Raw genomic sequence first — 19,568 nt, 5'->3', positions numbered from 1 at the left:
GCATAGTCGCTTAAAGATTAAAAAGAACTTTGCTTATTCCATTTTCTTGAATAACGGATTACCGCATCGCGAACAGAATGCGGCGCCGCTTTCATGGCTCTTTTTCTGGCAAACCGGGCAGTCGTGTTGCAACTGTTCACCACGCATCGCATTGGCCAGTTCGGCGGTGAAGATCCCGGTGGGTACCGCGATGATCGAGTAACCAGTGATCATCACCAGCGACGAAATCACCTGGCCCAACGGAGTCTTCGGCACGATGTCGCCGAAGCCGACGGTGGTCAGGGTCACGATAGCCCAATAGATGCCCTTGGGAATGCTGGTGAAGCCGTGTTCCGGGCCTTCTATTACGTACATCAACGTGCCGAACACGGTTACGAGTGTGCAGACGCTCACCAGAAACACCACGATCTTCTGCTTGCTGCCACGCAGCGCCGACATCAGGTAGTTGGCTTGCTTGAGGTACGGACTGAGTTTGAGGACGCGGAAAATTCGCAGCATCCGGATGATCCGGATAATCAGCAAGTACTGCGCATCGCTGTAGTACAGCGCGAGGATGCCCGGCACAATCGCCAGCAGATCCACCAATCCGTAAAAACTGAAGGCATAGCGCAACGGTTTGGGCGAGCAGTACAGACGCAGAATGTACTCGCCGGCAAAGATGATGGTGAACCCCCACTCGATATACGCCAGCACATCGGCGTAATTGCGGTGAACGCTGTCGATGCTGTCGAGCATCACGATCACCAGGCTGGCGAGAATGATCAACAGCAGGATGCCGTCGAAACGTCGCCCGGCGGGGGTGTCGCTCTGGAAAATCATGACGTAAAGCTGTTCACGCCAGTGCTGGTTACTGTCCATGGATCACGCCTGAATCAAAGATCAGCGCAGCCTAGGTTGATTCTCCCCGCGAGCGCAAGGCGCGCCGCTGATCTGCGGTTGTTGCATCAGGCGAATGCCGGTGCGCAGCAGCCAGCAAGCAAGAATGAACGGTGCCGTGAGGGTTGCCAGACCCAGGGCACTGAACAGCGGCGCCAACAGCAGCGCCAGGCCGATGCCGAACAGCGGCAGCCACGGTTGCTGGCGCTGGGTGCTGAAGGCGAGGGCGGCGAGGACTGCGTTGTAACCACCCAGGCCCAGCAACGCGACCTGATTGTCGTGGTGCAACAGGCTGGAGCCCAGACCGATGACCGAAGCCAGCAACGCCCAGGCAAAGGCCCGGCGATCGGCGATCAGCAAACCGGCGGCGATCAAACCACCGGCCAACGGATGGTCGAGGAACATCACCTGACCGAAGCCTTTCAGGGCGGCACCGAGCAGGTTCACGGTGTTCAGTTCAAGCGCCGGTGCGGCGGACAAAGGCTCGGCGAAACACAGGAACATCCAACTCAGCAACACGAACGGGGCGGTGTAGGCGGGCAGGTATTCGGTGAGGCGTGCGCGTTTGAGCCACTGCTGCGTGATCATCGCGCTCAGCCCACCGGCCGCCAGAATCAGCGGCGGCAGCATCGGCGACCAGGGGAAATACAGGCTCAGCAACAGGCCGACCAACACGCCGTTGTAGCTGAACAGTCCGGCCTGGCGATCCGCCTTGGCGTAGTTGCGCCGTTGCGCGGTGAGCAATCCGGCGACCGCGCCCAGCAGCGCACCGGCGAACAGCACCGGCGCGGTGAATAGAATGGCCAAAAGGCACAGCAGGCCACACAGCGGATGACGCTGGAGGAAGATTTGACTGAAGCCGTTGAGCAAAGCCTCGGCCCAGTCAGGGCAGTGGGTGTTGAAATGATTGGCAGGCATGTCTGGAGAATCTGGGCAGTAGGAAAATCAAAGGGTCTTGCTTGAAGCTGTGGCGAGGGAGCTCATGCCCGGTGAATGCGGTGTCTCTTGTGGAAACCGTCATGCCGGGCGTCGGGAGCACGCTCCCTCGCCACACAGGTGTTGCTTAAATCAATGTTTCGATCCGCAGCGAATTGGTCGACCCCGGCTGCCCGAACGGCACACCCGCGGTGATCAGCAACGTATCGCCACGCTCGGCCATTCCTTGCGCCTGAGCGATTTCCAACGCGGTCGAGCACACCTCATCCACCTGACGCAGGCGATCATTGACCACCGAATGAATGCCCCACGCCACGCTGAGGCGGCGGGCGGTCTGCAGGTTCGGCGTCAGGTTGAGGATCGGCGCTTTCGGCCGCTCCCGCGCCGTACGCAGACTCGATGCACCGGACTCGCTGTAGTTGACCAGCACCGCCACCGGCAGCACGTTGCTGATCCGGCGGATCGCGCAGCTGATCGCATCGGACACGGTCGCTTCGGCTTTCGGCCGGCTGACGTCGAGTTGGGTCTGGTAGTCCGGACCGTTCTCCACCTGGCGGATGATCTTGCTCATCATCTGCACGGCCTCCAGCGGGTATTCGCCGGACGCGGTTTCCGCCGACAGCATCACCGCATCGGCGCCTTCGGCCACGGCGTTGGCCACGTCGGTGACTTCGGCGCGGGTCGGTGCCGGGGAGAAGCGCATCGACTCGAGCATCTGCGTCGCCACCACCACCGGTTTGCCGAGGTGGCGGCAGGTGGTGATGATGTTTTTCTGGATCTGCGGCACGCTTTCGGCCGGCACTTCCACGCCCAGGTCACCGCGAGCCACCATGATCGCGTCGCTCAGTTCGGCGATCTCGCGCAGTTGCTCGACCGCCGACGGCTTCTCGATTTTCGCCATCAGGAACGCCTTGTCGCCGATCAGCGCGCGGGCCTCGATGATGTCTTGCGGACGCTGCACGAACGACAGCGCGACCCAGTCCACACCCAGCTCCAGACCGAAGCTCAGGTCGCGGCGATCCTTGGTGGTCAGCGGGCTCAGGTCGAGCACCGCTTGCGGCACGTTCACGCCTTTGCGATCCGACAGTTCGCCGCCATTGAGCACGGTGGTGTCGATCGCGTCGGAGTATTTGCTGACGACCCGCAGACGCAGTTTGCCGTCATCGAGCAGCAGATCCATCCCGGCTTCCAGTGCCGCAATGATCTCCGGATGCGGCAGGTTCACTCGGCGCTCATCGCCCGGCGTTGCGTCCAGATCGAGGCGGAAGGCCTGACCGCGATGCAACTGAACCTTGCCGTCAGCGAACTTGCCGACCCGCAGTTTCGGCCCTTGCAGGTCCATCAGGATCCCGAGCGGGTAGTTGAGCTGGCGCTCGACTTCGCGGATCCACTGATAGCGCTTGGCGTGGTCGGCGTGATCGCCGTGGCTGAAGTTGAGGCGGAAGATGTTGACCCCGGCCTCGACCAGCTCGCGGATGTCTTCGATGCCGTCGACGGCAGGCCCGAGGGTGGCGAGGATTTTGACCTTTTTATCAGGCGTCATGATTTAGAGCTCTCGAGGATCAGGATGGCGCGGAAGTCGTTGACGTTGGTGCGGGTCGGTTCGGTGACGATCAGCGCATCGAGCGCCTCGAAGTAGCCGTAACCGTTATTGTTATCCAGCTCGTCGCTGGCGCTCAGGCCCAGGGCGGCGGCACGGGCATAGCTGTCCGGGGTCATGATCGCGCCGGCGTTGTCTTCCGAGCCGTCGATGCCGTCGGTGTCGCCGGCCAGCGCATAGACGCCGGGCTGGCCCTTGAGGCTGTCGGTGAGGCTGAGGAGGAATTCGGCGTTGCGTCCGCCCCGGCCATTGCCGCGCACGGTCACGGTGGTTTCGCCACCGGAGAGGATCACGCACGGCGCTGCCAGTGGCTGGCCGTGATGGATGATCTGGCGCGCGATGCCGGCGTGGACTTTTGCCACTTCGCGGGATTCGCCTTCCAGGTCGCCGAGGATCAGTGTGCTGAAACCGGCCTGACGGCATTTCACCGCTGCGGCATCCAGCGATTGCTGAGGGCGGGCGATCAACTGGAAGTGACTGCGGGCCAGGCTCGGATCGCCGGGTTTGACGGTTTCCGATTCCGGGCTTTGCAGCCAGCTGCGCACCGACGCCGGAATCTCGATGCCGTAGCGCTTGATGATGGCCAGCGCTTCGGCGCTGGTGCTCGGGTCGGCCACGGTCGGGCCGGAGGCGATGACCGTGGCAAGATCGCCCGGTACATCGGAAATCGCGTAGGTGTAAACAGTCGCCGGCCAGCAGGCCTTGCCCAGGCGTCCGCCCTTGATCGCCGAGAGGTGCTTGCGCACGCAGTTCATCTCGCCGATGGTCGCGCCGGATTTGAGCAGGGCTTTGTTGATCGATTGCTTGTCGGCCAGGGTGATGCCCTCGGCCGGCAGCGCCAGCAGGGCAGAGCCGCCACCGGACAACAGGAAAATCACGCGGTCGTCTTCGCTCAGGTTGCTGACCAGTTCCAGCACGCGTTTGGCCACGGCCAGACCGGCAGCGTCCGGCACTGGGTGCGCGGCTTCGACCACCTCTATTTTTTCGCACGGGGCGCCGTGACCGTAGCGGGTCACCACAAGGCCCGAGACTTCACCTTCCCAGCAGCGCTCGACCACTTGCGCCATGGCAGCGGCAGCCTTGCCGGCGCCGATGACGATTACGCGACCGGTGCGATCGGCCGGCAGATGCGCTTCGAGGACCTGGTTCGGATGGGCCGCGTCGATGGCTGTGGCAAACAGCTCGCGCAGCAGTTGTTGCGGATCGACCGACATGGCGGGCTCCCGGAATTCTTGTTATTCGAAAGGGCAACTCAGATCCATTGTGGGAGCGGGCTTGCTCGCGAATGCGGTGGGTCAGTCAATCTCCATGNGCCCGCCCCTACATGGAAAGTGGGGCAGGGCTTACTTCTTGTCGCGAATCGAGAAGTTGGCCATGTGTTCCAGGCCCTTGATCAGCGCCGAGTGGTCCCAGTTGCTGCCACCGATGGCCGCGCAGGTGCTGAACACTTGCTGGGCGTTGGCGGTGTTCGGCAGGTTGATGTTCAGCTCCTTGGCGCCTTGCAGGGCCAGGTTCAGGTCCTTCTGGTGCAGGCTGATGCGGAAGCCCGGATCGAAGGTGCCCTTGATCATGCGCTCGCCGTGCACTTCGAGGATCTTCGAGGAGGCGAAGCCACCCATCAGCGCTTCACGCACCTTGGCTGGATCGGCACCGTTTTTCGAAGCGAACAGCAGGGCTTCGGCCACGGCCTGAATGTTCAGGGCAACGATGATCTGGTTCGCCACCTTGGCCGTCTGACCGTCGCCATTGCCGCCGACCAGGGTGATGTTCTTGCCCATGGCCTGGAACAGCGGCAGTGCGCGTTCGAAGGCATCGGCGTCGCCACCGACCATGATGCTCAGGGTCGCGGCCTTGGCACCGACTTCACCACCGGACACCGGGGCGTCGAGGTATTGCGCGCCTTTCTCGTTGATCTTTGCCGCGAAAGCCTTGGTGGCGGTCGGCGAGATCGAACTCATGTCGATCACGACTTTGCCTTTGCCGATACCGGCCGCGACGCCGTCGGCGCGGAACAGCACGTCGTCGACCTGGGGGGTATCCGGCACCATCACGATAATGAATTCAGCTTCCTGGGCCACTTCGCGTGGGTTGGCCAGGGCGACGGCGCCAGCGGCGACCAGGTCGGCAGGGGCGGCGTCGTGGTGCGCCGACAGGAACAGGCTGTGACCGGCTTTCTGCAGGTTCGCCGCCATTGGGTGGCCCATGATGCCGGTGCCGATGAATCCGATTTTAGCCATGAGAAAATCCTCTTGTTTTTGTCTTGCTCAAGCAAATAGGGGGTCAGATCGCGTTGTGGGTCTTCAGCCAGCCGAGGCCTGCTTCAGTGGTAGTCAGCGGTTTGTACTCGCAGCCGACCCAGCCCTGATAACCGATGCGATCGAGGTGTTCGAACAGGAAGCGGTAGTTGATCTCGCCGGTGCCCGGCTCGTTGCGGCCCGGGTTGTCGGCCAGCTGCACATGGTTGATCTCGGCCAGGTGCGATTGCAGGGTGCGGGCCAGATCGCCTTCCATGATTTGCATGTGATAGATGTCGTATTGCAGGAACAGATTGGCGCTGCCGACCTGCTCGCGGATCGACAGGGCCTGTGCCGTGTTGTTCAGGTAGAAGCCCGGGATGTCGCGTGTGTTGATCGCTTCCATCACCAGTTTGATGCCGACGGCTTGCAGCTTGTCGGCGGCGTACTTGAGGTTGGCGACGAAGGTCTTTTCAACGGTGGCATCGTCCACGCCCTGCGGACGGATACCGGCCAGGCAGTTGACCTGGGTGTTGCCCAGCACCTGGGCGTAAGCGATGGCCAGGTCGACCCCGGCGCGGAACTCTTCGACCCGGTCCGGCAGGCACGCGATACCGCGCTCGCCCTTGGCCCAGTCACCGGCCGGCAGGTTGAACAGCACTTGGGTCAGACCGTTGGCGTCGAGCCTTGCCTTGATTTCGGCAGAGCTGAAATCGTACGGGAACAGGTACTCGACACCGCTGAAGCCCGCCTTGGCGGCGGCGTCGAAACGGGCAAGGAAATCCTGTTCGGTGAACAGCATGGACAGGTTGGCTGCGAAACGCGGCATGGTGGTCTCCTAAAACAGTTTTGACACGGTTGGTCAGACTGAACGCGATCAAGTCCCCTCTCCTGGGGGAGAGGGACATGTAGCCACCCTCTCCCGGAGGGAGAGGGAGCCGGTTACGGTCAGTCGAGCAACGAAATCGCCGTTGGCGCATCGTTGCCGACCAGCGCCAGGTCTTCGAATTCGTTGACGGCGTTGATCTCGGTCCCCATGGAGATGTTGGTCACACGCTCCAGAATGATCTCGACGATCACCGGCACCTTGAACTCTTCGATCAGCTCTTCGGCCTTGCGCAGGGCAGGGGCGATGTCAGCCGGTTCGAACACACGCAGTGCCTTGCAGCCCAGGCCTTCGGCGACTGCGACGTGGTCGACACCATAACCGTTGAGTTCCGGCGCGTTCAGGTTATCGAAGGACAGCTGCACGCAGTAGTCCATATCGAACCCGCGCTGGGCCTGACGGATCAGTCCCAGGTACGAGTTGTTCACCACGACGTGGATGTACGGCAGTTTGAACTGAGCGCCGACCGCCAGTTCTTCGATCATGAACTGGAAGTCATAGTCCCCCGACAGGGCCACGACTTTACGGTTCGGATCGGCCTTCACCACGCCCAGCGCTGCCGGAATGGTCCAGCCCAACGGGCCGGCCTGGCCGCAGTTGATCCAGTGACGCGGCTTGTAGACGTGCAGGAACTGCGCGCCGGCAATCTGCGACAGACCGATGGTGCTGACGTAGCAGGTGTCCTTGCCGAACACCTGGTTCATTTCTTCGTAGACGCGCTGCGGCTTGACCGGCACGTTGTCGAAGTGGGTCTTGCGGTGCAGGCTGGCCTTGCGCTGCTGGCAATCCTGCAGCCAGGCAGAGCGGTTTTTCAGCTTGCCGGCGGCTTGCCATTCACGGGCGACTTCGATGAACACGGTCAGCGCGGCGGCAGCGTCGGAAACGATGCCCAGGTCCGGGGTGAACACGCGGCCGATCTGGGTCGGTTCGATGTCGACGTGAATGAACTTGCGGCCTTCGGTGTAGACGTCGACCGAGCCGGTGTGACGGTTCGCCCAGCGGTTGCCGACGCCCAGTACCACGTCGGACTTGAGCAGGGTGGCGTTGCCGTAACGGTGCGAAGTCTGCAGACCGACCATGCCGACCATCAGCGGGTGATCGTCCGGAATGGTGCCCCAGCCCATCAGGGTCGGGATCACTGGAATGCCGGTCAGCTCGGCGAACTCGACCAGCAACTCGCTGGCGTCGGCGTTGATGATGCCGCCGCCGGCCACCAGCAATGGACGCTCGGCCTGATCCAGCATTGCCAGGGCTTTTTCGACTTGCACGCGGGTCGCGCTCGGCTTGGCCAGCGGCAGTGGCTGGTAGGCGTCGATGTCGAATTCGATTTCGGCCATCTGCACATCGAACGGCAGGTCGATCAGCACCGGGCCTGGACGGCCGGAGCGCATTTCGTAGAAGGCTTTCTGGAACGCATAAGGCACCTGGCCCGGCTCCAGAACGGTGGTCGCCCACTTGGTCACCGGCTTGACGATGCTGGTGATGTCGACGGCCTGGAAGTCTTCCTTGTGCATACGGGCGCGGGGTGCCTGCCCGGTGATGCAGAGGATCGGGATCGAGTCCGCGGAGGCGCTGTACAGACCGGTGACCATGTCAGTACCGGCCGGGCCGGAAGTACCGATGCACACGCCGATGTTGCCGGCCTTGGTGCGGGTGTAGCCCTCGGCCATGTGCGAGGCGCCTTCAACGTGGCGAGCGAGGACGTGATCGATGCCACCGACTTTCTGCAGGGCGGAGTACAGCGGGTTGATTGCAGCGCCCGGAATGCCAAAAGCGGTATCAACCCCTTCACGGCGCATCACCAGAACGGCGGCTTTGATTGCTCTCATTTTGCTCATGGTTTTGTGCCTCTTTACGTTTTGTAATTGTATACAAGTGGCTTTGCGCAGAGTGTATTCACGGCAGACGGCGCAGGTCAATCCATTTTCTCAAGCGCCTGTTTCATTCGTCGGAAGCCTGTTCTGCTGTGGCTTTTCGTCGCATGGAGCGCTTTTCGGGAATTATTGTATACAAAAAAATAATTCATTGTGTTCTATTTGTTGCATCGGGCTGCGGCACAAACGCGCAGCCCAACGACTTTCCCAATAACAAAATGAGGACGGCACCATGAGCGCTTTAACCTTGAAAGTCGCAGTCAAGCTGGTCAACGAAGCCATCAATGCAGGGCGGGCCATTTCCGCCGCGCCGCTGACCATCGCGGTACTGGATACCGGCGGCCATCTGGTCACCTTGCAGCGCGAAGACGGCGCCAGCCTGCTGCGCCCGAACATCGCCATCGGCAAAGCCTGGGGCGCCATCGCCCTGGGCAAGGGCTCACGCCTGCTGGCGCTGGACGCGCAACAACGCCCGGCGTTCATCGCCGCACTCAACAGCATGGGGCAGGGCAGCGTCGTGCCGGCACCGGGCGGTGTGTTGATACGTGATCAGGCGGGGAACGTGCTGGGTGCGATCGGCATCAGCGGCGATCTGTCGGACATCGATGAGCAGGTGGCGATCAAGGCCGTGGAGGCCCTGGACCTGCGGGCGGATGCGGGGGGGGCTGCGTGATTTGCGGCGTTTGAACTGACGCCATCGCGAGCAGGCTCACGGTGACCTCATTTGTACTGAAGGAACTCGGTCGAATGTGGGAGCAGGCTTGCTCGCGAAGGCGATTTTCCAGACACATCCAGCTAAAAATCCTGCCTTCAATGTTCGATGTTCCGGGCTAGCCTTTTCATGAAGTCAATCATGAGAAAAGGCAAAGGAATGCCGGAACTGTCTGCATCACACCGACTGAGAGTCGGACGCTTTTCCGAACAAAACCACATCTATCTCCTGACAGCCAATACTCATAAGCGCGAGCCTGTCTTCAAGGATTACGCCTTGGGAAGACTAGTTGTTCATCAGTTCAGGCATGCACAAGAAAAGGGGGGTGTCGACTCATTGGCCTGGGTCGTCATGCCGGATCACTTCCACTGGCTGGTGCAATTGCAGAAAGGTTCGCTGGGGCAGTGGATGTGCCAGGTCAAATCCTTGAGTGCTAGATCAGTCAATTCAGCGACTGGCAGGAGGGGTAGCCTGTGGCAGCCAAGCTTCCATGATCATTCGCTTCGGCAGGAAGAAAGTCTGGTTAGAGTGGCGCGGTATGTCGTGGCCAACCCGTTGCGGGCTGGACTGGTGGAAAAGCTTGGTGACTATCCGCTGTGGGATGCGATCTGGGTCTGACCGTGAGACCGAGTTGCTACATTCGCGAGCAAGCCCGCTCCCACATTTGATTTGTGGTGCTCATAGATCAAATGTGGGAACAGGCTTGCCAGCGAAGCAGTCAGTGCGGACTTCAGTCCGGCTCGCAGCCCTTGAGCACCAACCGGATGATGGTTTGTGCTGCGGCTTCATAGTCGGCTTCGTCGAGCTTGTCCTTGCCGGTGACGGCGGAGATCTGCCAGTCGAAGTCGGCGTAGGTCTGGGTCGCGGCCCAGATGCTGAACATCAGGTGGTTGGGGTCGATCGGGGCGATCTGGCCGCGGTCGATCCAGGTCTGGATGCAGTCGATGTTGTGCTTGGCCTGGCCGTTGAGCTGCTCGACCAGGTCGGCGCTCAGGTGCGGGGCGCCGTGCATGATTTCGCTGGCGAACACCTTGGAGGCGAAGGGCAGGTCGCGGGAGATGCGGATCTTCGAGCGGATGTAGCCGCTCAGCACTTCGCTCGGTACGCCGTCCGGATTGAACGGGGTCGAGGCCTGCAGGATCGGCACGATGATACTTTCCAGCACCTCGCGGTAGAGGTTTTCCTTGGACTTGAAGTAGTAATAGACGTTGGGCTTGGGCAGTCCTGCCTTGGCGGCGATGTCGCTGGTTTTGGTCGCAGCGAAGCCCTTGTCGGCAAACTCTTCACTGGCTGCACGCAGGATCAGTTCTTTGTTGCGCTCGCGGATTGTGCTCATAAACCCGGTGGTTCCTTGCCTGTTCTGGCGGTTGCGCATGGTAGCACCGGCCTCGCGCGGCGCTCAACAATGCCCCGTGTGGCCCGCAGTCGCGGTATGCTGCGCGGCATTATTCACATAAGGAAACATGATTCATGGCAGGAAGCAGTTTGCTGGTGCTGATCGACGACATCGCTACCGTTCTGGACGACGTTGCGTTGATGACCAAAATGGCTGCCAAGAAGACCGCCGGCGTGCTCGGCGACGACTTGGCGCTCAACGCCCAGCAAGTCTCCGGCGTACGCGCGGAGCGGGAAATTCCGGTGGTCTGGGCGGTGGCCAAGGGCTCGTTCGTCAACAAACTGATCCTGGTGCCCTCGGCGCTGGCGATCAGTGCGTTCGTGCCGTGGCTGGTGACGCCGCTGCTGATGGTCGGCGGCGCCTACCTGTGTTTCGAGGGTTTCGAAAAGCTCGCGCACAAGTTCCTGCACAGCAAGGCCGAAGACGAGGCCGAGCATGCGCAACTGGTCGACGCCGTGGCCGATCCTGCCACCGATCTGGTCGCGTACGAGAAGGATAAGATCAAGGGCGCGATCCGCACCGACTTCATCCTCTCGGCGGAAATTATCGCCATCACCCTCGGCACCGTGGCCGATGCTTCGCTGACCCAGCAAGTGATCGTGATGTCGGGCATCGCCATTGTCATGACCGTGGGCGTTTACGGATTGGTGGCCGGTATCGTCAAACTCGATGACCTCGGTCTGTGGCTGACTCAGAAACCCGGGCAGATGGCCAAAAGTATCGGCAACGGCATCCTGCACGCTGCGCCGTACATGATGAAAAGCCTGTCGGTAATCGGCACGGCGGCGATGTTCCTGGTCGGTGGCGGCATCCTGACCCACGGCGTGCCGGTGGTGCATCACTGGATCGAAAGCGTCGGCGCAGCGGCCGGTGGCGCCGGGTTTGTGGTGCCGATGCTGTTGAACGGCGTAGCGGGGATCATCGCGGGTGCAGTGGTGCTGGCGGGCGTGTCCGTGATCGGCAAAATCTGGAAATCGCTGAGGGGTTGAATCCTGAGGCAAACAAAAAGGCCATTCGACTCGCATCGAATGGCCTTTTTTGTGGCCGGCGTTTTTACTCGGCGATCTGCAACTTGCGCGACTCGGTGTAGACGTAGCGCACCTTTTCGTACTCGAACGGCGAGTTCAGCTGACCATAGCGGAAGCTGGTCTGGTAGCGCTTGTCGACGCCACGCAGTACCCACACTTCCGGGTGGTTGGAGCTGACTTCCGAGACGTTGAGGAAGTTGATCGCGGACTCGGCGGTGTAGTCCACGGCAAGGCCTGCAGTATCACGCAGGTTCGACGGGCCGAGAATCGGCAGCACGAAGTAAGCACCACCCGGTACGCCGTAGAAGCCCAGGGTCTGGCCGAAGTCTTCGCTCTGGCGCGGCAGGCCCATGGCGGTAGCCGGGTCCCAGAGTCCGGCGATGCCGATGGTGGTGTTGAGCAGCAGGCGCGCGGTGGTTTCCATCGAGCGCTTGCCCTTGAACTGCAACAGGCTGTTGACCAGGTTCGGCACGTCGCCAATGTTGTTGAAGAAGTTGCTCACGCCGGTGCGCACGAAGCTCGGGGTGATGTAGCGATAGCCATCGACCACCGGCAGGAACACCCATTGGTCGAAGCGGTAGTTGAAGTGGTAGACGCGGCGGTTCCACTCTTCCAGCGGGTCATAGACGTTCAGCGCGCTGAGGGTCGAGCGCTCGAACTCGCGCTGATCCAGCCCCGGGTTGAACTTGAGTTTGGACAGCGGCTCCTTGAAACCGTCGCTGTCGATGACCACCGGTGCATTGGCTTTGCTGTTGTCGGCCTGGGCCATACCTGCACTGAGGAGCGCTGCAATCAGCAGGAGATATTTAGCCACGGAAGAACTCCAGCATGGCGTCGCTGTTGACGCGGTAATTAAGGTTGCCGCAATGGCCGCCCAGCGGGTAAACGGTCAGGCGATCGCCGAAGGTCCGGCGCAGGAAACCGAGGTCGCCCGGGCCGAGGATCACGTCGTCGGCGTTGTGCATGACGGCGATTTTCGGGCTGTCGTGCAGGTAATCCTTCAACGCATACAGGCTGACCTGATCGATTAGTTGCAGCAGGCTGCCGCCGTCGGTGCGGGCGCGCCACATCGGGATCACCTGTTCGGTGAGGTAGCAGTCGAAGTCGCATTGCAGCGCACGCTTGAGGAACGGCGTGAGGCTGGTGCCTTCGGTGATCGGGAATTTCGGCGGGGTGATCAGGCCGCGACGGTTGATCAGGTCCGAAGTGAACGCAATATCGGCTGCCGAGAAGCGGAACGAGGTGCCGATCAGCATCGCCATTTGCTCGTTGCTCAGGTGCTGCTTGGACTGCTGGAAGTCGTAAAGCAGCGCATCGTTGAGGTCGATGTAGCCCTTCTGCTGGAAGTAGCGGGTCAGTTTGTTCAGTACCAGTTCATAGAACGTGGTGCTGTTGTTGATGCCCTTGACCTCGGTCTGCACCAGCTTGTCGAGGTTGGTGATCGAGGTGTAAAGGTTGACCGGCGGATTCAGCAGCAGGACTTTCTTGAAGTTGAAGCTGCGACGGGTTTCATCCAGATGGGCGACGAATGCCGCGTCCAGTGCGCCGAGGCTGTAGCCGCTGAGGTAGTAGTCGGTGACCGGCAGTTTCGGGTTCTGCGCCCGTACGGCCTGCATCACCCGGTACATGTCTTCGGCGTCTTCCTTGGTCACGCCGGGGGTGGCGAAACGCGAGGCGGCGCTCATGAAGTCGAAGCTGGTCGGCGAGGACAACTGCACCACGTGGTAGCCAGCCTTGTAATAAAGCTTCTTCAGGTACTCGTTGAGCGTGCTGTCGTAGCGCGCGCCGGTGCCGGCGATCAGGAAGATCAGCGGCGCGGCCTTGTCCTGAGTGGCGATGCGGTAGGTGAGTTTTTTCACCGGCCAGAAATTGTCCGGCAGGATGAATTCCCGCTCGGGGCGCAGGGTGACGCTGCGATCGGCCTGATCGATGTCGTCGTCCAGTGGCAGTTCCGGGCGCAAGTCCGGCGGCGTGGTGGCGATGGTCGCCTCGAACGGGTTGGTCAGGGGATAGCCATAGCTGGCGGCGTCGATATCCACCGCCAGCGCGGACGCACTCAGAATAAGGCCGCCAAACAGGGCGGCGAAGCGCAAGGAACGGAGCATGACTGGATCCCTTAGAGGAAGGTGCCGAATGAAGTTCGCAGGCTATGACCACCGGGTTTGCGTCAAAGTGCCATGCCACGGCACCAAACTGACAGAATTCGGAGTAATAGTAGCCGGACGATACACTTTGCAAGGAAGGAATGACCAGTTAAGAGTTGTTAGTCCTTGCGTATGCGCGGCGGCAGATTAAGCTGACCGCCGATTTCGTCGATTGGAGTGTTCCATGTCCCGCCGCTTGCCCGTGATTCTGCTGCTCGTTCTGTTGCCGTTGTGGCTGGCTGTCAGTTATGGCGCGCGTTATGGCTTCATGGAGGACGCGCAGTGGGTGGGCATCTGCGTGGATGAGGCGAGTCGCTGGGAATGCTCGGTGCGCTCCAACCTGGGCCTGATGATTCATTTCCAGCTGCTGGGCTGGGCGGCGGTCGCTGCAGCCGTGCTCGGTTTTGTCGTGCCGGTCCGGGCAGGGTGGTGGCTGGCGGTGCTGGCGCTGGTGTTCGGGTTGCCGGCGCTGGCGCTGTACAACACGACGCTGGCGGTGTTCGCGGTGGTGATTGCCGGGTTGCGACTGGTTAGAGAGTCTCGCGGCGTCTGACAGTCAGCCATCGCTGGCAAGCCAGCTCCCACACTTGATCCATGTAGATGCAGAACCTGTGGCAGCTGGCTTGCCAGCGAAGAGGCCGGTTCAGCCTTTGAAGATCAGCCCTTGCGAACCCGCAGGCAGCGCCACAACGCAGCCACCATCAACACGCTGACCAGCGCCCAGCCCCACGCCTGCTGATTCTGCAATCCTTCACGGAACAGCTGCGGCGCAATGCCCGCGCCGATGATGAAGGTCAGCAGGGCGATCTCCCGACGGGCCACGGGCACCGGGCGGCACAGGTAAACCAGCGCCGGCAGAATGAAGGCCACGCTCTGAAAACTGCGATAACGCGGATCGAACACCAGCTCGAGCATCATCACGGCAGCGGCGAAACCGGCTGCCGCCACCAGCCAGCCGGCCCGTCGCTCGAAAGCGTTGAACGCCTGTTCACGCCAGCCATTGCGGGCGCTCAAGGTCAGTGCGGCGTGGGCCAGCACCAACAGATTCAGGATCGTCAGCAAGCCGACCCACAGCCATTCGCTGGCAAACCGCGTGGTCACCCGCGCCAGATCGCCCCAGGCGCCGATGGAGCAGGCGGCGAGGGCGCCGAGCAACGGCAGGATCAGTGCCGAACGCGTCGTACGAACCCGACCGCCCAGCAGCAAGGTGCCGAGGAAGATCACTCCGCCGACCGCCAGCCACTGCGACCAGTACGGCACATTCGACACCGGCCCGGCCAACACGCCTTTGTCCTGGCGATCCGCATCGAACAGCCCCCAGTAACCACCGACCGCGCCTTCGCTGCCGCGCTTCCACGGCTGATCAAACGCTTCGATCAGGTTGTAACGCCAGCCTTCCTGTTCGGCGAGGGTGACAAAACCACGAATGAACTTGGCCTCGTTGACCCGGCTCGGCAGCGCGGTCTCCCGCTGGCGGCCTTCGCTCGGCCAGCCGGTTTCGCCAATCATCACGTCTTTGGGTGCGAACTTGTTGCCGAACACCTGACGTACTTGCGCTACATGATGCAGTGCGGCGTCGATGTTCGACGGATCGTCTTCCCAGTACGGCAGCAAATGAATGGTCAGGAAATCTACCGCCGGCGCGACTTCCGGGTGCTTGAGCCAGAACTCCCAGACATCCGCGTAGGTGACAGGTTGCTTGATATGGCTCTTGACCTTGTTGATCAGCTTCGCCAGTTGCGCGCCGGTGACTTCCTTGCGCAGCAAGGCTTCGTTGCCGACGATCACCGCGCTGACCACGTCCGGGTTGGCATTGGCCGAGGCGATCAGCAAGTCGACTTCCTTCTCGGTGTCGACCGGATTGCTGTTGACCCACGCGCCGATCATCAACTTCAAACCATGTTTGCGCGCCAGATCCGGCAGCGCTTCGAGGCCGGTCATGGAATAGGTGCGGATGCATTCGAAGCGGGTGGCAAGCAGGGCGAGGTCGGCGTCCATGCGCTCCGGACGCAGTTTGAACGGCACATCGAACGGCGACTGGTCTTTATCGAACGGGGTGTAGGAGGCGCATTGCAACTTGTGGGTCGGGGTGGCGACGTCCGGCAGGATCACCGGTTTGCCGAGGCCGTACCAGAAGCCGCACAGGGCAAGCAGCCCGAGCAGGCAGGCGAACAGATAGGGAAGAAAGGGGAAACGGGAAGTCGCGGACATGGTCAGGCCGAGTGGCTGCAAAGCGACGCATGTTACCTGCATTTATAAGCAGGTTGGTGACCCGCATGATTTTGACATGCAAAGTTCGGGCGGATTGTCTGGCGCCAAATATCCGGACGCAGTTAATGGCTTTCTGATGTCGTTTCTCGTTGCTTCGAGGTCGCTGGCAGAGCAGGTCTTAACGGGCGTCAGGTTGATGATCGGACTCATCAGTACTCCGCTGATGATCTAGCGAGTTTGCGGTCAGGCGTGATGGGGGCGCTGTGCACCATAACAATACGTTGACGATGCCCGGCATCCGTCGGGCGCAGCATTTCGGGGAAGTAACGATGAAGATGCGACGACTTTTAGGCGCAGGTGCGGCTCTGGTGCTTGCGATGGGCTCCACTTTCGCCAGCGCTGAGAAACAGACCCTGAACATCGGTTACGTTGACGGCTGGTCCGACAGCGTCGCGACCACCCACGTGGCGGCCGAAGTGATCAAGCAGAAACTTGGCTACGACGTGAAACTGCAGGCCGTCGCCACCGGCATCATGTGGCAGGGCGTTGCCACCGGCAAACTCGACGCCATGCTCTCGGCCTGGCTGCCCGTGACGCACGGCGAATACTGGACCAAGAACAAGGATCAGGTCGTCGATTACGGCCCGAACTTCAAGGACGCGAAAATCGGTCTGATCGTGCCGGAGTACGTCAAGGCCAAGACCATCGAAGACCTGAAAACCGACGACTCCTTCAAGAAACGCATCGTCGGCATCGACGCCGGTTCAGGCGTGATGCTCAAGACCGATCAGGCGATCAAGGATTACGACCTGACCGGCTATCAACTCAAGGCCAGCTCCGGCGCCGGCATGATTGCCGAGCTGACCCGCGCCGAGAAGAAAAACGAATCCATCGCCGTTACCGGCTGGGTGCCGCACTGGATGTTTGCCAAGTGGAAACTGCGCTTCCTCGACGACCCGAAAGGCGTGTACGGCGCGGCTGAAACCGTGAACAGCATCGGCAGTAAGGAACTGGCGACCAAGGCGCCGGAAGTGGCCAAGTTCCTGAAGAACTTCCAGTGGGCTTCGAAAGACGAAATCGGCGAAGTCATGCTGGCGATTCAGGACGGTGCAAAACCTGACGCAGCGGCCAAGGATTGGGTTGCCAAGCACCCTGAGCGTGTTGCCGACTGGACCAAGTGATTTAAGCCGAAGCGTCTAATCTGCGCTTCCCAGGGCCGCCCGACATGACAGTCGGGCGGCCTTTTTTGTTTGTCCTCTATTAATAGGCAGGGGTGGCGGTTTTCGGCTGGTCTGGAAATTGGCAAAAACGTCATGGCGTTCTACTACTAAGGTCGTCTGGAACCCGGCTCGCAGCCGCATACAGTGGATACGTTCCAAAAATAAAAATCTGTGCTGCGAGGATAAAAACAATGAACGACAGCATTTACCTCTCGATTCAGAACAGCCCGCGCTTCAAGGAGCTGGTCAAGAAAAGAGAAAGGTTCGCCTGGATACTCTCGGCGATCATGCTCGGGCTCTACTCCGGCTTCATCCTTCTGATCGCGTACGGGCCGCAAGTGCTCGGGACGAAAATCAGCCCCGAATCATCCATCACCTGGGGTATCCCGATCGGTGTCGGACTGATTGTCTCGGCCTTCATCCTGACCGGCATTTACGTGCGCCGCGCCAATGGCGAGTTCGACGACCTGAACAACGCGATTCTCAAGGAGGCTCAGCAATGATCCGGCGTCTAATGGCTCTTTTGAGCATCGCAGCGTTTGCTCCAGCCGTCTGGGCCGCTGACGCCCTGACCGGCGAAGTCCACAAACAACCGCTCAACGTTTCCGCGATCGTCATGTTCGTGGCGTTCGTTGGCGCGACCCTGTGCATCACTTACTGGGCGTCCAAGCGCAACAACTCGGCGGCCGACTACTATGCGGCGGGCGGCAAGATCACCGGGTTCCAGAACGGTCTGGCGATTGCCGGTGACTACATGTCGGCGGCGTCCTTCCTGGGGATTTCCGCGCTGGTGTTCACCTCCGGCTACGACGGCCTGATCTACTCGATCGGCTTCCTGGTGGGCTGGCCGATCATTCTGTTCCTGATCGCCGAGCGCCTGCGTAACCTGGGCAAATACACCTTTGCCGACGTGGCGTCCTACCGTCTCGGGCAAACCCAGATCCGCACGCTGTCTGCCTGCGGTTCGCTGGTGGTGGTGGCGTTCTACCTGATCGCGCAAATGGTCGGTGCCGGCAAGCTGATCCAGCTGCTGTTCGGTCTCGACTACCACGTTGCGGTGATCCTGGTCGGTATCCTGATGTGCATGTACGTGCTGTTCGGCGGCATGCTGGCGACCACCTGGGTGCAGATCATCAAGGCGGTGCTGTTGCTGTCCGGTGCCTCGTTCATGGCGCTGATGGTGATGAAGCACGTCAACTTCGACTTCAACACCCTGTTCTCCGAAGCCATCAAGGTCCACGCCAAGGGCGAAGCGATCATGAGCCCGGGCGGCTTGGTAAAAGACCCGATCTCGGCGTTCTCCCTGGGTCTGGCACTGATGTTCGGTACCGCCGGCCTGCCGCACATCCTGATGCGCTTCTTCACTGTCAGCGACGCGAAAGAAGCCCGCAAGAGCGTGCTGTACGCGACCGGTTTCATTGGCTACTTCTACATCCTGACCTTCATCATCGGCTTCGGCGCGATCCTGCTGGTCAGCACCAACCCGGCCTTTAAAGATGCAGCGGGCGCTCTGCTCGGCGGCAACAACATGGCGGCGGTGCACCTGGCCAACGCCGTGGGCGGCAGCGTGTTCCTCGGCTTCATCTCGGCGGTGGCGTTCGCGACCATTCTGGCAGTAGTGGCCGGCCTGACCCTGGCCGGTGCTTCAGCGGTGTCTCACGACCTGTATGCCAGCGTTATCAAGAAGGGCAAGGCCAACGAGAAGGATGAAATCCGCGTTTCGAAGATCACCACCATCGCACTGGGCGTTCTGGCCATCGGCCTGGGCATCCTGTTCGAAAGCCAGAACATTGCGTTCATGGTTGGTCTGGCGTTCTCCATCGCGGCGAGCTGCAACTTCCCGGTACTGCTGCTTTCGATGTACTGGAAGAAACTGACCACCCGTGGCGCCATGATTGGCGGCTGGCTGGGTCTGGTGAGTGCGGTGGGTCTGATGATTCTTGGCCCGACCATCTGGGTGCAGATTCTGCATCATGAGAAGGCGATTTTCCCTTACGAGTATCCTGCGTTGTTCTCGATGATCATTGCGTTTATCGGGATCTGGTTCTTCTCGATCACCGATAAGTCGGTGGCGGCAGAGAACGAGCGTGCGGCGTTCTTCCCGCAGTTTGTGCGTTCGCAGACTGGGTTGGGGGCTAGTGGGGCGGTTTCGCACTGAGGTTTTTGTGTAGGTTAGGTTGAATGGAAATGCCCTGATCGAGAGATTGGGGCATTTTTTTGTGGGCGGTTATCGGATGTTCTTGGGGGTTGGGTGTATATCCGTTGCTGCGGTAACGGCTTCTTGGGGTTCCGCCCTTACGGCGGGTCACTTTTTCCAAACGCCCGGAATGCCGGCCCAGAAAAAAGTAACCAAAAAGGCTTTACCCTGACGTTCGGCCCTCGCTGTGGCTCGGGTTCCTTCGCTCCGGGATCGATCCGGGGGCATCGCCTACGGTTTGCTTCGCTGCACCT

Annotated in this window: 18 protein-coding genes; 7 read left to right on the top strand and 11 right to left on the bottom strand. The window is 60.8% G+C overall.

The features are described from left to right. Positions 1-33 precede the first annotated feature (33 nt). The 7 genes from ACTJK9_RS12880 to gcl form a co-directional block, all read right to left on the bottom strand. On the bottom strand, positions 34-858 hold the full coding sequence (locus ACTJK9_RS12880) for an ion transporter (protein WP_039769763.1): 825 nt from the start codon (positions 856-858) through the stop codon (positions 34-36). A gap of 21 nt (positions 859-879) precedes the next feature. Then, complete coding sequence (locus tag ACTJK9_RS12875; protein WP_440814182.1) at positions 880-1,794, bottom strand: urea transporter; 915 nt, start codon at positions 1,792-1,794, stop codon at positions 880-882. A 145-nt stretch (positions 1,795-1,939) separates the two neighbouring features. Beyond that, complete coding sequence (gene pyk, locus ACTJK9_RS12870) at positions 1,940-3,355, bottom strand: pyruvate kinase (protein ID WP_440814180.1); 1,416 nt, start codon at positions 3,353-3,355, stop codon at positions 1,940-1,942. Next, entirely contained in the window at positions 3,352-4,626 is a 1,275-nt protein-coding gene (locus ACTJK9_RS12865) for a glycerate kinase type-2 family protein (RefSeq protein ID WP_440814178.1), read from the bottom strand. The genes pyk and ACTJK9_RS12865 overlap by 4 nt, the downstream gene beginning before the upstream one ends. Positions 4,627-4,755: 129 nt before the next feature. Next, a complete protein-coding gene (locus ACTJK9_RS12860; RefSeq protein ID WP_064594449.1) occupies positions 4,756-5,649 on the bottom strand; it encodes a 2-hydroxy-3-oxopropionate reductase in 894 nt (297 codons plus the stop codon). Between the two features lie 43 nt (positions 5,650-5,692). Next, the gene (gene hyi, locus ACTJK9_RS12855) at positions 5,693-6,475 is read right to left on the bottom strand and encodes a hydroxypyruvate isomerase (RefSeq protein ID WP_011333102.1); all 783 of its coding nucleotides are present in this window, start codon (positions 6,473-6,475) and stop codon (positions 5,693-5,695) included. A gap of 119 nt (positions 6,476-6,594) precedes the next feature. After that, positions 6,595-8,370 (bottom strand): glyoxylate carboligase, encoded by a 1,776-nt coding sequence (gene gcl, locus ACTJK9_RS12850; protein WP_440814175.1) that lies wholly within the window; start codon positions 8,368-8,370, stop codon positions 6,595-6,597. 268 nt (positions 8,371-8,638) lie between these two features. Here gcl and ACTJK9_RS12845 point away from each other — a divergent pair, with 268 nt between their 5' ends. After that, entirely contained in the window at positions 8,639-9,079 is a 441-nt protein-coding gene (locus ACTJK9_RS12845) for a GlcG/HbpS family heme-binding protein (RefSeq protein WP_102686059.1), read from the top strand. A 198-nt stretch (positions 9,080-9,277) separates the two neighbouring features. Then, positions 9,278-9,736 carry an REP-associated tyrosine transposase gene (locus ACTJK9_RS12840; RefSeq protein ID WP_440814306.1) on the top strand — a complete coding sequence of 153 codons (459 nt, stop codon included), beginning with the start codon at positions 9,278-9,280 and terminating at the stop codon, positions 9,734-9,736. A gap of 112 nt (positions 9,737-9,848) precedes the next feature. Here the strand turns inward: ACTJK9_RS12840 and ACTJK9_RS12835 are convergent, their stop codons facing one another. Further along, on the bottom strand, positions 9,849-10,454 hold the full coding sequence (locus ACTJK9_RS12835) for a TetR/AcrR family transcriptional regulator (RefSeq protein ID WP_007959290.1): 606 nt from the start codon (positions 10,452-10,454) through the stop codon (positions 9,849-9,851). Positions 10,455-10,588: 134 nt separating this feature from the next. On the opposite strand from ACTJK9_RS12835, the gene ACTJK9_RS12830 reads away from it, so the two are divergent. Continuing rightward, positions 10,589-11,503: a DUF808 domain-containing protein gene (locus ACTJK9_RS12830; protein ID WP_440814171.1), complete on the top strand. Its 915-nt coding sequence runs from the start codon at positions 10,589-10,591 to the stop codon at positions 11,501-11,503. A gap of 64 nt (positions 11,504-11,567) precedes the next feature. On the opposite strand, the gene ACTJK9_RS12825 is transcribed toward ACTJK9_RS12830, so the two are convergent. Continuing rightward, positions 11,568-12,356 carry an MlaA family lipoprotein gene (locus ACTJK9_RS12825; RefSeq protein ID WP_007959292.1) on the bottom strand — a complete coding sequence of 263 codons (789 nt, stop codon included), beginning with the start codon at positions 12,354-12,356 and terminating at the stop codon, positions 11,568-11,570. Then, on the bottom strand, positions 12,349-13,647 hold the full coding sequence (locus ACTJK9_RS12820) for a serine/threonine protein kinase (RefSeq protein WP_085611502.1): 1,299 nt from the start codon (positions 13,645-13,647) through the stop codon (positions 12,349-12,351). The genes ACTJK9_RS12825 and ACTJK9_RS12820 overlap by 8 nt, the downstream gene beginning before the upstream one ends. A 223-nt stretch (positions 13,648-13,870) precedes the next feature. Here ACTJK9_RS12820 and ACTJK9_RS12815 point away from each other — a divergent pair, with 223 nt between their 5' ends. Beyond that, the gene (locus ACTJK9_RS12815) at positions 13,871-14,239 is read left to right on the top strand and encodes a hypothetical protein (protein WP_440814169.1); all 369 of its coding nucleotides are present in this window, start codon (positions 13,871-13,873) and stop codon (positions 14,237-14,239) included. A 104-nt stretch (positions 14,240-14,343) separates the two neighbouring features. Here ACTJK9_RS12815 and ACTJK9_RS12810 read toward each other — a convergent pair whose 3' ends face one another. Continuing rightward, positions 14,344-15,939 carry a glycoside hydrolase family 17 protein gene (locus ACTJK9_RS12810; RefSeq protein ID WP_440814166.1) on the bottom strand — a complete coding sequence of 532 codons (1,596 nt, stop codon included), beginning with the start codon at positions 15,937-15,939 and terminating at the stop codon, positions 14,344-14,346. 287 nt (positions 15,940-16,226) lie between these two features. On the opposite strand from ACTJK9_RS12810, the gene ACTJK9_RS12805 reads away from it, so the two are divergent. The 3 genes from ACTJK9_RS12805 (at position 16,227) to ACTJK9_RS12795 (ending at position 19,275) form a co-directional block, all read left to right on the top strand. After that, the gene (locus ACTJK9_RS12805) at positions 16,227-17,078 is read left to right on the top strand and encodes a glycine betaine ABC transporter substrate-binding protein (RefSeq protein ID WP_064594471.1); all 852 of its coding nucleotides are present in this window, start codon (positions 16,227-16,229) and stop codon (positions 17,076-17,078) included. Positions 17,079-17,308: 230 nt separating this feature from the next. Further along, a complete protein-coding gene (locus ACTJK9_RS12800) occupies positions 17,309-17,620 on the top strand; it encodes a DUF485 domain-containing protein (RefSeq protein WP_011333111.1) in 312 nt (103 codons plus the stop codon). After that, complete coding sequence (locus ACTJK9_RS12795) at positions 17,617-19,275, top strand: cation acetate symporter (protein WP_440814162.1); 1,659 nt, start codon at positions 17,617-17,619, stop codon at positions 19,273-19,275. Before ACTJK9_RS12800 ends, ACTJK9_RS12795 begins: the two co-directional genes overlap by 4 nt. Positions 19,276-19,568: the final 293 nt, after the last annotated feature.

The sequence above is a fragment of the Pseudomonas sp. 22082 genome (assembly GCF_052046055.1).
Classification (GTDB): domain Bacteria; phylum Pseudomonadota; class Gammaproteobacteria; order Pseudomonadales; family Pseudomonadaceae; genus Aquipseudomonas; species Aquipseudomonas pharyngis.
Note: the sequence above shows the minus strand (reverse complement) of the source record. Positions and strands in the feature narration are given on the sequence as shown.